The organism is Leptotrichia sp. oral taxon 847 (assembly GCF_001553645.1).
Lineage (GTDB): Bacteria > Fusobacteriota > Fusobacteriia > Fusobacteriales > Leptotrichiaceae > Leptotrichia.
Genome location: NZ_CP014231.1, coordinates 29,372 through 46,084 on the forward strand (window position 1 = coordinate 29,372; position 16,713 = coordinate 46,084).

General features: G+C 31.5%; 8 protein-coding genes. 7 read left to right on the forward strand and 1 reads right to left on the reverse strand.

From position 1 onward, the window contains the following. Nucleotides 1-16 precede the first annotated feature (16 nt). From AXF11_RS00145 to AXF11_RS10505, 7 genes are all read left to right on the forward strand, one after another. Nucleotides 17-655, forward strand: a complete 639-nt coding sequence (locus tag AXF11_RS00145; protein ID WP_068153948.1) for a superoxide dismutase — start codon at nt 17-19, stop codon at nt 653-655. A gap of 440 nt (nt 656-1,095) precedes the next feature. After that, nucleotides 1,096-2,520, forward strand: a complete 1,425-nt coding sequence (locus tag AXF11_RS00150) for a ShlB/FhaC/HecB family hemolysin secretion/activation protein (RefSeq protein ID WP_250635733.1) — start codon at nt 1,096-1,098, stop codon at nt 2,518-2,520. Next, nucleotides 2,498-2,902, forward strand: coding sequence for a ShlB/FhaC/HecB family hemolysin secretion/activation protein (locus AXF11_RS10980; RefSeq protein ID WP_250635734.1), 405 nt, complete (start codon nt 2,498-2,500; stop codon nt 2,900-2,902). The genes AXF11_RS00150 and AXF11_RS10980 overlap by 23 nt, the downstream gene beginning before the upstream one ends. Nucleotides 2,903-3,032: 130 nt before the next feature. Next, the gene (locus AXF11_RS00155) at nt 3,033-12,692 is read left to right on the forward strand and encodes a two-partner secretion domain-containing protein (RefSeq protein ID WP_231724714.1); all 9,660 of its coding nucleotides are present in this window, start codon (nt 3,033-3,035) and stop codon (nt 12,690-12,692) included. A 16-nt stretch (nt 12,693-12,708) separates the two neighbouring features. Next, nucleotides 12,709-13,803 (forward strand): hypothetical protein, encoded by a 1,095-nt coding sequence (locus tag AXF11_RS00160; protein ID WP_068153950.1) that lies wholly within the window; start codon nt 12,709-12,711, stop codon nt 13,801-13,803. Nucleotides 13,804-14,902: 1,099 nt separating this feature from the next. Further along, the gene (locus tag AXF11_RS00165) at nt 14,903-15,115 is read left to right on the forward strand and encodes a DUF1858 domain-containing protein (protein ID WP_068158065.1); all 213 of its coding nucleotides are present in this window, start codon (nt 14,903-14,905) and stop codon (nt 15,113-15,115) included. Between the two features lie 124 nt (nt 15,116-15,239). Continuing rightward, complete coding sequence (locus tag AXF11_RS10505; protein ID WP_156440348.1) at nt 15,240-15,410, forward strand: hypothetical protein; 171 nt, start codon at nt 15,240-15,242, stop codon at nt 15,408-15,410. Nucleotides 15,411-15,627: 217 nt separating this feature from the next. Here AXF11_RS10505 and htpX read toward each other — a convergent pair whose 3' ends face one another. Then, nucleotides 15,628-16,485 (reverse strand): zinc metalloprotease HtpX, encoded by an 858-nt coding sequence (htpX, locus tag AXF11_RS00170; RefSeq protein ID WP_082729349.1) that lies wholly within the window; start codon nt 16,483-16,485, stop codon nt 15,628-15,630. Between the last annotated feature and the right edge of the window lie 228 nt (nt 16,486-16,713).

Genomic DNA, 16,713 nt, shown 5'->3' on the forward strand with positions numbered 1-16,713 from the left:
AAGGAAGTGATACTTAATGTTTAAACAAATAAAATTAGCATATGGTTTTAATGCATTAGAACCAAATATTGATGCAAGAACAATGGAAATCCATTATGGAAAACATCATGCAACATATACAAATAATTTAAATGAAACTTTAAAAAATAATGCACCAGAGTTTTTGGAAAAACCAATTGAGGAAATTTTGAAAAACTTGGATGCGTTGCCAGAAGCAATCAGAGGAGCTATTAGAAACAATGGTGGTGGATATTATAACCACAATTTGTATTTCGATATAATGGGACCTAATGCTGGTGGAAAACCAACTGGAAAATTATCTGAAAAAATTAACGAAACATTTGGAAGTTTTGAAAACTTTAAAAATGAATTTTCAAAAGCTGCGGCTACAAGATTTGGTTCAGGATGGGCTTGGCTAGTAGTAAATAAAGATGGAAAATTAAAAGTTGCTTCAACAGCAAATCAGGATTGTCCACTGATGTCAAATGTTATGCCTTGCAGCTGTTCACAAGGAACACCTATTTTGGGAATTGATGTTTGGGAACATGCATATTATTTGAATTATCAAAATAGAAGACCTGATTACATTTCAGCATTCTTTAATGTAATTAATTGGGATAGAGTCGCTGAAAGATACGAAGATGCAATTAAATAGTTAGTTAAAATGGTTAAATAAATAAATTACTGGGGTTGGATTGATTTTTAATTCAATCCTTTTTTTGATTAGTTTATTTTAAAAGCTGCAATTCATCTTTCAAAAGATTTTAGCTATTATTCTTTAAATTGTTTAACATATTTTATGCTTAAAAATTATAAATTAATTGGTACATACATAAAAAAATTTGTAGTAGCAAAATGATAGTGTAAAAATTTTAGGGGTAAATTTTAATTTCAAATTTTTTTAAGTTATTTTTATTTATAAGATGTTATTTTGTTTAATATTATTTTCCCATTTATACGATAGTATGATTTGGACTATAAAAAACTCAAAGTAGAAATTTTTCTTTTCCCTTAAATATTTTACTCGCGTCTAAAATTTTTAATTGACATTCCTTCTGATTTATGTTAAAATTATTTAATTTATATTAGTAGGAGGTGAAAAATATAAAAAAATATATAACAATACTAATTTTTTCTCTAGCTACTATTAATTTTTCAGCACCTGTTGATGATGCTACTAAAATTTTAGATATTCAGCAAAGACAACAAGAGCAGGAAAGAAGCAGGATGGAGCAGCAAAAAAGTCAAGAAGAATTTGAAAATACCAGATTTAATGATGTTCCAAAAATTGATAAAGATAGCAACTTTGATGATAAAAATTCTAAAAAGTTTTTGATAAATGAAATTGATATTGAAGATAAAGACAAACTACTTTCTAAGAAAGAAAAGAATAATATAATTAAAAAATATGAATATTTGGAAATGGGAAGCAGCGATATTCAAAATATTCTGGTTGAAATTACTAATAAATTAGTTTCTAAAGGGTATATTACAAGTATTGCGACAGTTTCAGATAAAAATGATTTGACCACAGGAACTTTAAACTTAAAAGTTGTCGCAGGGAAGATTGAAGATGTCAGAATTAATTCTGGCAATGGACTTGATAAATATAAGGAATTTTTTATGTTCCCTAAAAACAGAGGGAAAGTGTTGAATATAAGAGATCTGGATACTGCTACGGATAATTTTAACTCTATCGGCGCTAATAATATGAAGATGGACATTGTTCCTTCAAGCCGTGAAAACTACTCAAGAATTGAAGTAAAAAACAGATTAAAGAATAAGTATACTGTTGGAATTTTGACTAACAACTATGGGGACGATAAGCAGAACGGAATTTGGAGAAGAGGTATAAACCTTAATATTGACAGCCCTCTTGGCATTGGGGACAACTTCTATTTCACATATATGACAGTTCCTAAAAAAGATCCTGACAGAAGCTGGAAGAAAAACATAGAAGATTTAGCTCCGGGAGAAATTTTACCAATTGGTCCAGTTGGTTATGATCCTTCAAACGGAGATACATTGCCATATAAAAGACGGCTTGATATGTTTAATTTTGGATATACGATGAAATTTAGAACATATACTTTAAAACTTAGTTCAAATAAAAGTATTCAGGAAAGCAGTTTCTATTCAGGAAATACAGTTTATGATATGTACTCATCGAGTCGGACTACACAAGCAAATTTGGAAAAAATATTGTTCAGAAATCAAAAGAGCAAAGTAAGTTTTGAAGCGGGGATAAAACAGAAGCATAATCAGAACTATTTGGAAAAGTCAGTTCTATCAAATAGAAAATTGTCAATAGGGACAGTTGGCTTAAATACAACGACATCTCTATTTAGCGGTATTCTGGGAGTAAATTTAGGATATGAAAGAGGACTTAAAATTTTTGGAGCAGAAAGGGATAATGGAAAGCTGGATATAAATCCAAAGGCTCAATTTGATAAATATACTCTTGATGTAAGCTACTATAAGCCTATTACGAATAAATTTGTATACAGGGCAAATATTTAACAGCAGTTATTCAAATGATGTGCTTTACGGAAGCGAAAGACAGACAATAGGCGGTGTAGGAAGTGTCGGAGGATTCAAGAATGATACGATACAAGGGGATAAAGCAGTTGAAATTGACAATGAGATTTCATACAATATTCCTATAAAAAAATTTGCAATAATTTCACCATATTTGAGTTATGGATATGGAACGGCAAAATATAACAAGGATAATTCAAAATATGCAAGAGGACATGTAACAGGAATTACAACAGGATTAAGGCTTAATACAAAATATCTTGATTTTGATTTTGGATATGCAAAGCCAATGGCACATTCAGATTATTTGAATCCTAAAAAGCAAGATATATACTTTAGTGGAAATATGAAAATTAGTTTTTAAATTAATTAAAAATTTTAATGAAAAAGTGTTTAAAAATATTATTTATTAAATATTAAAATCAGTTGAGAATTTTTTTAATCTCAAAAAGAATTTAATTGAAGAATTTATTAATATGAAAGGAGAAGACAGATTGAAAAGTAAGGTTTTAAGGAAGTCGATTGCATTCTTATTGATGTTGTCAATGAATATGAGCAGCTTTGCAGCAAATCTTGAACTAGATCCTAACTCAAGATACAATACAAAACTTGACATGTCACGAAATGGAACTCCAATCGTTAATATTTCTACTCCGAATGGTCGTGGAATAAGTATTAATGAGTTTCTTGACTACAATGTCGGTCATGAAGGGCAAGTGCTTAATAATGCTGATAACATTGGGCGTAGCCATCTTGCCGGGATTATTAATGCTAATCCGAATTTGGCTGCCAACCAGGCTGCAAACTTGATAATCCTTCAGGTAAACGGGTCTAACCGTTCAGATATTGAAGGGTATCTGGAAGCTTTGAGCCGTCAGAAGGTAAATGTGATTTTGAGTAATGAAAATGGTATTTACTTAAATGGTGCGGGAACCATTAATATTAGAAATTTTGTTCCGACTACAGGAAGAGTAAAGCTTCAGAATGGAGACTTCGTAGGAATTGATGTTGAAAAGGGAAGAGTCGTGATAGGCTCAAATGGGTTTGACGCATCGACTACGGATTATGTCAATGTAATTGCAAAAGCTCTTGAATTGCAGGGAAGTCTTGTCGGAAACAAGGTTGATGTAACTCTTGGAGAAAATACAGTTGATAAAAATGGTGCAGTTACTTCAAAGCACGGAATAAATTCTGTTGCAATTGACGCAAGTAAACTGGGTTCGATGTATGCAGGGCAGATCAGCATAATCAGTACTGATAAGGGTGCAGGAGTAAACTCAAGGGGAATTGTTTACTCAAGAGATAAAAAACTTGAAATTACAGCAGATGGGAAAATTAATGTTGCTAAAATTAAAGGGAACGGTATTGAAATTAATGGTACGGAGTACGATCAGGCTGAACTTGCCAGTTCTGATAAAGGAATTAATATCAATGCTAAAAATATTAAGCTAAATGGAGAAACACAGGCAGCTGGGGATATTAATTTAAATGGGAATACTCAAAATAACTCTAAAATATATTCTGAAGGGAATTTTAATACAGGAAGTCTTTTGAATACAGGCGATATTAATGTTGCTGGGAATTTTAAGGCTGATGATTTTAAAAATGTTTTGGCAGCTGTTAATACAGGTGGAAATTTGAATGTTAAAAACTTGGAAAACAGTGGCAACATTCAAGTTTCTAAAAGCACAGGGATTGACGGGAAGTTAAATAATTCAGGTAACTTGACTTCTATAGACAAAATAACTGTAAAAAATGATATTTTAAATTCCGGAAATATTTCAACTAATGGAGATTTGTCAAGTAAAAATGCAGTTTCATCAGGTATAATTGTTGCAAATAATTTTACAACAAGTAATTTGCAGAATGATGGAAAACTCTTTACTAATGCGGATTTGAAAACAAAATATTTCAAAAATACTGGAGAAATTTCAGCCGTTGGGAAAATATCAAGCGACAGTATGGTTTCAAGTGGAAGCATTAGAACAAATGAAGCTCTTGATATTTCAGGTGATTTGGATAATGACGGAACTTTACAGAGTGCTAAAGATATTACGGTTTCAAGTAACATTAAAAATAGCGGTAAAATTTATGCTGGCGGAAATTTATCAGGAAAAGATGCTGTTTCAAGCGGGAAAATAGTTTCTAAAAATTTAAGAGTGAATGACCTTAAAAATGATGGAGAAATTTTTACAAATGAAGATCTTCGGGCTAAAAATGTTACGAATACTGGTAAAATAGCATCTGCTGGAAATATTTCCACAAATGATTTGAAAACTTCAGGAGGCATAAAATCTAATAAAAAAGTTACAGTTTCAGGGAAGCTTGAAAATGATGGGGATTTGGAAGCTGTAGAAGATATAAAGGTTTCAGGAAATGTAAGAAACACTAAAGAGATAGCGACAAATGGTGATTTTTCTGGTAAGAATGTGGTTTCAAAAGGAAAAATCATTTCTAAAAATTTTGAATCCCATGATTTAGAAAATGATGGAAAAATTTTGGCAGATGGAAAAGTAAAAGCTAGAAAAGTTAAGAATGCAGGAGAGATTTCAGCTGCTGAAGATGTATCTACAGATGATTTGAAAACTTCGGGAAGAATTTCTGCTAAAAACTTGGAATCTGAAGATTTGGATAATGATGGTAAAATTTCTTCAAATGAGAATGTAAAAGCTAGAAATATTAAAAATACTGGAGAAATTCAGGCTGTAGGATCAATATCAGGAAATAATTTAAAAACTTCAGGAAAAGTTAGGGCAAATAGAAAAATTACAGTTTCAGGAGAACTTGAAAATGGTGGGGATTTAGAATCAGGAAAAAGTCTGACTGTTTCAAAAAATATTAAGAATACTGGAAAGATTGCTGTAAATGAGGATATTTCAGGGAAAGATACTCAAAATTCAGGAACTATGTATTCTAAAAATCTTAAAACTGATAATTTGAAAAATGATGGAAAAGTTGAAGTTGGAAATGATTTGAAGACGGCGGATATTGAAAATACTAAAGATATTACAGCTGTTGGAAAAATTTCAGGAAAAAATGTCAATAATTCTGGGAAAATTTTGACTAATGGAACATTGAATATTAAAAATGTTAAAAATATTGGAAAAATTGCCGCAGGAAGTGATGTTACATCGCAAAGGCTTGAAAATTCAGGAGTTCTGGCAACAAATGGGAATATTACGACTTCAGATTCAATGATCAACAGCGGAAATATTGAAGGCAAAAATCTTGATATAACTGGTTGGGAATTCACAAATAGCGGTAAAATATCGGCTGACAACATTAGGGCAAGAGTTAATGACACTAAAAATAATGGAAGTATTTCTTCAGCAAATGACATTGATTTAACGACAAATACTTTAACAAATACAAAAGAAATGCTGGCAGTAAACGACATAAATTCAAATAATGCGACAGTTTCAAATTCAGGGAAAATGGCTTCAAATGGTAAAATACTGCTAAATAATTCGAGTATTACAAATATTGGACAGATTTTGTCTGGAGAAATTTCTATGCAAAATGCGAAAAAATTTGATAATACTGGAACTGTAAAAGGGAATAAGACAGTTCTTACAACTGACCAGGATCTAAATCTGGTTGGAAATCTGCATGGAGAAAGTTTGCTTGAAATTTCAGGAAACAACATTACAAACAATGGAAATACGACAGGGGCGGGGCTTATTAAAATAAGTTCTAATGATTTTACAAATAATAAGGAACTGGCTTCAAATGCTGTGATTATTGATGGCCGTGGGAATGTTGTAAACAATAATATGATTACTGGAAATGATGGTAAAATTAATGGAAACAGCATTACTAACAATGATTTGATTGCTTTTGACAATTATCTTGAGATGAATGCTAAAAGTAAGGTCTTAAATAATAAAGATAAAAGTATTTATGGTGGAAATGCTCTGATAATCAAAGGTTCTGAAATTTTGAATGATGAAGGTGAGATTCTTGGTGGAAATATGGACCTGAATGCTTCTAAAATCACTAATAATGTTGGAACTGTTCAGTCAACTGGGGATATTTTTGTTACTTCAAATGATTTTCAGAATATCGGAAGAGTATCAAATCTTGGAAGCTATGAAAAATACTATGAAACTTGGGATGGAATAAGATTGTCTGAATCCGAAGTTGCCAATGAATGGGTATTTAGTGAACCTGATTTTCAACATTCAAGCAGTCATAGGTCAAGTGTGAAAAGACATCAAAAAAACTGGCTTGAAGAGATGATAAAAAAACATACTGGAAATTCCAAAATAAACTCATTAATGTTTTCAAAATATCCTGATGTTGCACGTTCTAAATTGTATCAGAGAAGCAAGACAACTAAAACAAATACAACAGAAGTACCTGGTAATATGCTGACAGGAAAAATTAAAAGTAATGCAGATACGGAATATGGTAAAATAATTGCAAGTGGAAATATCATAATTAATTCAGGGAATGTTAAAAATAGGGACAGTTTGATTTCAGGTGGTGGACTTGTTGACATAAATGCAACTAATTTTGAAAATTCAGTAACTTTAGGAAATGCTGTTCAGCTAAAAAATGGACAGGAAAAATTGTATCTAACTTATAGACATGGAAGCAGAAAAAGTTCTGCAAATGGAACTTACAATAGATATTTAGAAAATGGTGGAATCGGATATGAAAGTGGACAGCCTTCCATCATTGAAGGGGCTGTAGTAAATGTAAATGCTCCAAATATCATAAAAAATTCCATTGAGGCAGGAAATGGAAAAGTACTGAATAATGGTGGGGCAACTGGTAGAGCCTTGATTTCTTCAAATTCAATAGGAATTAACAAGGGTACAGGTTCAGCAAATGGAGCGGTTCAGGTTGCTGGAAATGCTTTACTATCCAAAGTAAATAGCGGCTTTAATGGAAATTTACAGGTTAATGGCAGCAGCAATAATAGTTTTGACAGGGCAATACAAATTTCAGGGAATAATTCAGTTATTCAAAATATTAAAAAAACTGGAACAATTGATGTAAACCCACTATTAAGCAGTGCAATGTTTACGATGAATATGAGTCCATCTTCAAAATATCTTCTAGAAACTCGTTCAAAATACATAAGTTTAGGTCAATACTATGGAAGCGACTACTTTACTTCAAGAGTTGGGTATTCGGAAATTTGGGACAGAAGTAAAAGATTAGGAGATGCTTTTTATGAAAATCAATTGCTAACAAGAGCTTTAAATGAAAAGCTTGGAACAAGTTTTTTAAATGGAAAGTCTAATCAGGAATTGATTCAGTCAATGATGGATAATGCGGCTGATGAAAAGGCAAGGCTTGGTCTTGTTGTCGGTCAGGCATTGACTCAGGATCAGATAAATGCCCTGAATGAAGATATTATCTGGTATGTCTCAAAGGAAGTGAATGGAGTCAGTGTTTTGACACCGCAAATTTACTTATCGAGCAGAACTAGGGAAAGCATAAGCGATGACACTAGAAATAGAATTGGTGGAATAAATGGAACTTATGTCAAGACTAAAGATTTTGTAAATGACGGGACAAAATGGGGTAACGGCGGAGTTACCTATGTTGAGGCAAATACTGTGAGAAATGAGACTACAACAAATCTTCTTTCTGAAATTTCAGGAGATAGAACTTTCATAAGTTCAGTTGGAAATATTGAAAATATCGGCGGAAAGATAAAGGGAAATGAAGTTGTAGGTTTAATTTCTGAAAATGGAAATGTAATCAACAATACAACCAAAAAAAAAGTAGGATTCAATAATGGCGAGTTTGACAGAAGCTGGCATGAAGAAATAGGTTCAATTGGGCAAATTTCTTCAAATGGCTTAACTTTTATTAAGGGTAACAGCTATGAATCAACAGGAGGAATTCTAAACACAAATCATCTTGAACTTGATGTAAATAAATTCAATGTATCGGCATTGTCTTTAAGCGGTGAAGATAAATTTGGTAAAGGCAGCAATAATTACACAAAATATGGCGCAACAGAACATTTAGGCGGAGAAGTAACTGCAAATTCTACTTCAGGAAGAATAGGAAATTTGAACCTTGCAGGCTCAGCATTTATTGGCGGAGATACACAAGGTCTGAAAATTGGGAAAGTGAATGTGGAATCCGCTGTAAACAGTTACGACTTGGAGTCAAAACAGACAAGTAAGAATATGGTTTCTAAAAGCAGTACATACATAAAATCTCATCAGGAAGAAAATGTCGCAGGAAATCTACAGCTTAGCGGAGCAAGAATCGAAGGAAACTTGACAGGAATTGGAAGTAACATTGATTTAGGTGAAAATACCTTTGTTGGTGGGAAATTGACAACAGATTCGAGAGAGCTGCACAACAGTTTTTATGAAAAAAATACATCCAGAGGATTTAGTGCAGGAATTAGTCACGGAACAGCTTCATTAAATTATGGAAAATCAAGCAGTACCTATGATGAAAAAGATACGATAAATGCCAAATCAAATTTAAGAATTGGCGATGGAAGTGTGCTAAATAACGGAGCGGAAATTACGGCAACAAATTTTGAGTATGGAAATATTCAAATTAATAATGGCGATGTAAAATATGGTGCAAGAATTGACACAAGGGATGTAAAAACTACTTCAAGAAGCAGTAATTTTGGTGTGTCAATTGGAATAAACAGTCCGATTAAAGATAGAATTGAACAAGCAGCTGGAGCTGTAAAGCAAGCTAGAAGGGGAGATACAATAGGTGGACTTGTAGCGGGAGTGAACTCTGTAACTGGAACAGTAAATGGAATGTCGCAAAATATATCAAGACTTGACGGAAATCGTGCTACAATGCAGGATATTCAAGCTGGAAATTTTAAAGTAAATAATGACTTTTATGTAAGTGGCGGAATAAATGCAAGATTTAATACTTCGAGATCAAGCAATAACTCTCATACTGAAAGTGCCGTAGTTACGACAATGAAACCAATGAATGAAAATTCAAGCATTACCTACAACAATGTAAACAACATAACTTATCAGGGAACACAGGCACAAGGCGGAACATTTATCTACAACAATGTTAAAAATATTCAGAAGGAAGCAGTAGAGCTTCATAACAGCTATAGTTCCAAAAATTCAGGATTTGGAGCAGGAGTAAGTGCAGGAATAGGTTCAAATGGACAAATTAAGCCAAGTAGTATAGGCGGAAACGTTTCTGCAAATAGAAGTAATTTGAATACAACTGAAACTATTTATCAGAATGGTAATTTTCAAAATGTAAATGAAGTTCACAATAATACTGGTACAATGACACTTTCAGGATTTAATCAGGAAGGCGGAAGAGTTACAGGTAATATCGGCAAACTTGTTGTAGAAAGCAGACAGAACACAAGTACGACTACTGGAAGCAGTAGTGGAATAGGAATTGGAATAAGTGCGAATGGAATGCCAAATTCCGTAAATGTAAATGGAAGCAGAACAAGCGGAAGCAGAGCATTTGTAGATAATCAAAGCAGCTTTATTGTTGGAGAAGGAAGTAATCTTCATGTTGGTACAGTTGAAAATACTGGAGCAATTATTGGAAAACAGAGTGAAAATGGTACTACATTTAAAGTTGATAAGTATGTTGGCCACGATATTCAAAACTACGATACAATGACAACAACTGGAATTTCAGTAGGGACTTCATTAGGAAAATCTCCTAGAGTTACAAACATCGGATTTAATCAAGATGACAGGGATAAACAAGGAATTACTAGAAATACGGTAGTTGGAAATGTAGAAATAGGAGAAGCTTCTGGAAGTCCAATAAATAGGGATGTTACAAAAGCTAATGAAGTTACAAAAGATGAACATCATTCTACGAATGTTAATATTGAGAGCCAGACTATTGAATATGCTACTAATCCAACAAAATTTAAAGAAGATTTGGAAGTAGCAATACTTGAAGGAAAAGCGACAGGTGAAACAGTTTTAAAAACAATAGAAAATCTTGTAAATGGTGGAAAAGAAGACATCGGAGATCCTGAAAGAAGAAGCTTAAACGAAATCAAGGAAGCTGTAATAAGGGTTAAGACAGCACCTGAAATGAATTTGATAGCAACAGGAGATTTAAACTCGCAGGAAGTGCTGGATACTTTAAAAATAAATGGAATAGAAAAATTTAATCCTGATGATCCTGATTTGCCAGAAAATGTAAGGGCAAGACTTGATGAAGTAAGAAAAAGTGGTGGAGAAATCGAAGCATTTTATGATAAAACGACAAATAAAATATTTATCAATGAAAATGTGGAAGATGGCGAAACAAGAGCGTTGGTTGCAAGAGAATGGAAAATCTCTGAAGATTTAAAAGATGGAAAAGGAAAAGCAAATGATGAAGGTCAATTAAAAGCGACTGTTGCAGGGGAACTGGCTTATGATGATATGATGAAAAGGGCTGGGGAAGGTAAGACTCGAAGTATTAATACGGATGACCTTAATGTTGGGGTTATGGATGAAAATAGTGAAATTACTGCTGATTTTAATAATAAACATGTTGATAAATTTTTTGGTAGAGTCGGTTCTATTTTGAATAAAGTTAGAAAAGGAGATATTAAAGGAGCTTATAAAGAAGCAAAACAAACGAAACAGGATGTAACTAGGGTTCTAAATAATGATATTAAAACTGTATTGAAAGGTGGACCTGCTGCTAAAAAAACAATAAAGGAATCTGCAAATGCTACTGTATATGCTATAAAAAAAGTAGCACCAAAATCTACTAAGAAATCTCCACCAAAAAGGAAAAAAAGACCTGTACATAAAACAAAAAAAGAGCAAGAAAAAGAATTCATTGAACATATGAATAGCATAGCTCGAGGATACTATGAAAATGAACCTAAATACTCAAAGTCGGCGGATAAAGTTGGAACATTAACATTTATAGTGGCAAATCAGAACATAAAAATAGGCGATGGAAGTAGTAAAGTATCTGATGAAGTATTCGCAAAAGCAGCAAGTTCTACAATTGGTCAAGTAGTTGCTACTGGAAATTTCAAAATGGTACCGACAAAAGATAAAGAATATGAAAATAATAATAAGGGTGTTCAAAAACAAGTAAAAGCCGCTAAAGTAGAAGCACAAAGAAAAACAAGAAACTCTAAAGATAAAGATTATTATGTCAGAGTAGATGGAAAAAATAAAACTGTAACAGTAGAAGAATCTAAAAGACCTAAAGGTTATGGAAGTTATCTTTACAAATCTCTAGTATTAGATCCCATAGAATCGTTTCATAATTTTCATGAAGCAGAAAAATCAGCATTTCATGGAAACATTGGTGGAGCATTTAAAAATACGTTGAAAGGAATAGGAAACTTAACAAGTCCACTTACATTAGGAGTAGGTTCATGGGCTGGAGATAATTATGCAAGATTTAAACCAGAAGAAGTACAATATGGAACAAGAGAAGAGGTATTAAAACGTAAACAAACTGAAAACTTATTGGTTTCAACACCAATAGATATGACAATAGGTTTTGCAACTTCTAAGATACCTGTAAAGAAAATAACTTCTAGTAAAATTAAGAATCCTGTTACACGAACAACAACCACAGAGAGTAGAGCTACAAGAAAAGGAGCGACAGTTCTTGAAGAAGGACATTATTATAAGTTACAACAACAGAAAAATATTGAAAGTACAGGGCTGCCTAATTACAGTATAAAACCATTAACAGATATAAAAGATCCTGCATTAAATGTAGACAAGATAAGAAATTATTTACAGGAAAATTCAGGAGATTATATCAAAGGTAAATATGATGTTAAAGGTATATCTGTTGCAACGGCAAAAGTAACAACAAAAGATGGCAAAGTAGAAAATATTTTATCAGTCAGCGGTAAGGCATGGAATGGAAATGCTCCAAAAGAAGTTACTATTAATAATGTGAAGTACAAGGTTATTATTAAGGACAGTGAATCAGTAAAGACATATACAGGGATTTCTCGAAATGGGAATAAAGTACGGAATCTAAACCATGCAGAGAAGAAACTGGCAAGTTATATTCAGGATAATTATTCAGGTAAGGAAGTAAAAGTAGATATTGGAGTACAGAACACATCTATAAAAAATTCAGGTATGTGTCCAAACTGTAATTCTTCAATGTTTGATTTTGCAAAAGATAATCCTGATATGAGAATAACCATTTATGAAGGAACAACAGGAATAAATCCGTAAGGGAAAGGAAGATAAGATGAATAAAAGATATATGGATATACTAAAAGAATATCTAAAAAAAAACGAAAGAAAGGCAATAGGATACAGTGAAGAAGAAATAACTAAAATTGAAAAGCTATATGATATAGAAGCAAAAGGAGATTTCAGGGAGTTCTTAAAATATGCCGGAAGATGTGATGGAGATTTACTGGGAGATGATCCTATTATTTTATATAGACAAACTTGGAACATAGATTCCTATTTAAGGATGAACTATTTTGGATTTATAGATGATGAAGATTTTGAAGAAAAAGTATTTTATGATGAACTGAAAAAAAAGCCATTCATATTTTCAATAGAAATGGAAAACTATTATTTTTATATAAGGACAGCAGATGATGATTTAAAGGTATACTGTTTTGATGAGAATGAAGAAAAGATAAAGGATACTGGAATGGATTTTAATGAATACATGGTTGATTTAGTAGAAAGATACACTCCTGAATTAAAACCTACACTAGATTTTTCGACTGTAGGAGAACTTTTGGTACAGTGTGATACATCTGAAAAAAGAATTACAGGATTAAGGGAAATAAGGGAATATATATCTTCAGAAAGAAAAGAAAACAAAGAGCTTTTTATCCTTCTTGAAAGATATCTTGAAAAGAACAGGAAGGAATTTACAGGATACAATGATGATGAGATAAGAGGAATAGAAGAATTATATGATATAGAAGTGAAGGGAGATTTCGGGGAATTTTTAAGTATAGCAGGAAAAAGTTTGGGAGGATTATTAGGAGAAGAAGAACTGTCATTATATAATGACTGGAGTATAAGAGAAAGAATAGTGTTACAATATGATTTTCAGGAATATGTACAAAAAGATAAATTTCGTGGAAAAGGAAGAGATGGTAAACCTTTTATAATTGACTTAAAAAGTAATTCTGAATACATTTTTATAACTACAAGGGATAATGATTTAAAAGTATATCATTACAGCAGAGAGAACAGGACTTTAAAGGAAACAGGAATGAATTTCAGTGAATATGTTGCAGATTTAATTAAAAGATATAATCCGGAACTTGAAGAGTTAAAAGATGTTTCAGTATCTGGAGATATTATAAACATATAATAAAGTTTTCTTCATTTCTGAGTGATAGTTTAGTGAAAAGCTAAAGAACTGTTATATTAAAATAATACAAAAAAGTTTGAACTTAGGAAATAAAAAGAAAGGTAAGTTAATAATAGAGGGGATTGGAGTGTACCCAAAATCTTGGACAAATAATTTGAAAACTTGTTTTCTATTTATTAAAACTTAGTTTAAGAAAAGTAATTTGAAAAAAGTACATAGATGAATTTAAAATGTTAATTTTAGAATTATTAGAAGAAGGAAAAATAGAAATTATAAAAAAATAAAGCTATATTTTCAAATAATCGTTGTTGTAAAAGACAGCGGTTATTTTTTTTCTATATTACATATAGTTTGAATTTTTAAAACAACTTTTTACCCAACAGATTCTATAAAAGTAAAAAAAAATGAAACAATATTGATAAGAGTGTCCGGAGAAATATATAATCTTTTGAGAACATAAATTTTTTTATATAAATTCCTAAAATTATAAATGGACACTCCCTTTTTTTTATTTATCTTTCCAAAAATTTTGAAATCAAATCTTTAACTTTTTCATTAAATTCTTTACTTAAAAAATAGTCTTTTACTTCTTTCTGAATACTGGAAAGTCTAGTTGCAGATTCCATAATTTTAGTAACAGGATTTTCTTTTCCTGAACTGAATTTTTTTCTATTCCTTTTTTAAGCAGAAGTGCTCATCGCCGCACCCCTGCACCCCGGCTAGTCTTCGACATTTTTATGCACTGCCAAAAAACTCGCTTACGCTCAGACAGTTTTGTCAGCACATAAAAATGCTCCGACGGTTTAAATTTTACTACCATATAAAAAATGCTTAGACGAGCGTGGGGATTATAAGGGGAAATGGCGGGCCTTTCCCCTTATGCAAAAAATAAAAAAATAATATTAAACAAAATAACATCTTGTAATCAAGAATAACTTAAAAAATTTAAAATTAAAAATCTGCCCCTAAAATTTTTAAACCATCGTTTAAAAGAAAATTATTTGACTTAATAATCGTTATTTGTTATACTATAAAAAAGTAATAATTTTTAAAATATTTGAAATTCAAATTAAATTTAAGGAGATGAAATATAATGTCAATGCCAAAAGTAACAACAGATATGAATATTATGGAAGCGGTAGAAAATTATCCTATTATTGCGCAGGTTCTTATGAGATATGGACTTGGATGTGTAGGGTGTATAATTTCAAGTGCTGAAACTCTTGGAGAAGGGATTGCAGCTCATGGATTAAATCCTGATATTATTGTTGAAGAAGTAAATGCAATATTGGAAAAACAGGAAAATATGTAAAAAAGTAATTTTATAAAAAAAGATTGTCCTAAAAGTTAACTTTTAAGACAATTTTTTTTACATTATTAACAAAAATCCATAAATAATATTTGTAAGTAAAATAATCCCAACAAAAATTCTGTTTATGAATTTAAATATGCTTTGTGAATTAAATGTAAATACCAAAGTCATATTTATAATAGAATATATCAAAAATAATAGTGAGAAATTTTTAAATATAAAAAATTTTGAAGTTTTTAGCAGCATAAAAACTGGGGGAAGTAAATATTTGAATGAATTACTGAAAAAAGTGTAGAGAAAAATGACTAAAACTTCAAACAGTAATGTCGAAATTGTTACTCTTTCCGCAAATTGAGTTCTATTTTGTCTTAAAAATAATAGTGATAAAATAGAATAAAGTCGTACAAATATTAAAAGTAACGATAAAAAAGCAAATGTACTAATCATAAATCAAATCTCCATCTTATATTTTATTTCAACTTTCTTTATAAAAAAATAAATTTAGTTGATTTTTATAATAAATTTTGTTGTCTTGCCATTTTTTCAAGTTCTCTTATTCTATCTTCAGTTGCAGGGTGAGTTTTAAAAAGATCTTGAAATTTACTAATGCCTGAAAGTGGGTTAATTATAAACATATTAGCTGTTGCAGGATTTTGGTTTTCCATTGGAATGGCATGACTGTAATTTTCCAATTTTATTAGGGCATTTCTTAAATATAGCGGATTTCCAGAAAATTCAGCACCAGCTTCATCAGCCATAAATTCTCTTTTCCTTGAAATTGACATTTGAATAATCATTGCAGCTATTGGTGCTAGTATAGAAACGAGCATAGCTAAACCAATATTGTTATTTTTTCTTCTGTCATCTGAATTTGAAAAATATGGCAAAAATCTCGCAATATTTGCAATGGCACCTGCAAAAGTTGAAGCAATGGTACTGATTAGAATATCACGATGTTTTATATGACCAAGTTCATGTCCTAGAACTCCTGCAAGTTCGTTGTCGTCCATTATTTCTAAAAGTCCTTGCGTACAAGCAACAGCAGCATTTTGAGGATTTCTTCCAGTTGCAAATGCGTTTGGCTGTCTTTCAGGAACAATATATATTTTAGGCATCGGCAACGAAGCATTTTGTGCTAATCTTTGAACAATTCTATATAATCTTGGATTAGTAGCATTTGTAACCAATTGTCCTCGATATGCTTTTATGACCATTTTGTCGCTAAACCAGTAGCTGTAAAAACTCATTGCACCTGCAATCAAAAGACCAATTAAAGCACCTTTTTGACTTCCTAAAAGTCCACCAATAAGTGTGAATAAAAAGACCAAAGCAAACATCAGAAACCCTGTTTTTAAAGTGTTTATAAACATAGTATACTTTTCCTTTCATTTTATTACATCTTATTATAATATATATTTGTTTTTTAGTCAATTTTCCCATGAATATTTGATAGAGTAAAATATAAGGCAGGACAGTCTTTTCTGTATGAAAATTCTCAGGCGACTTAAATTTTATTATCGTATAAAAATGTCGTGATTTTTTTGGGTAAAGACAAGTGTTTGAACACGGTTTAGTGTGAATTTTGTCTTTAAGTTCTT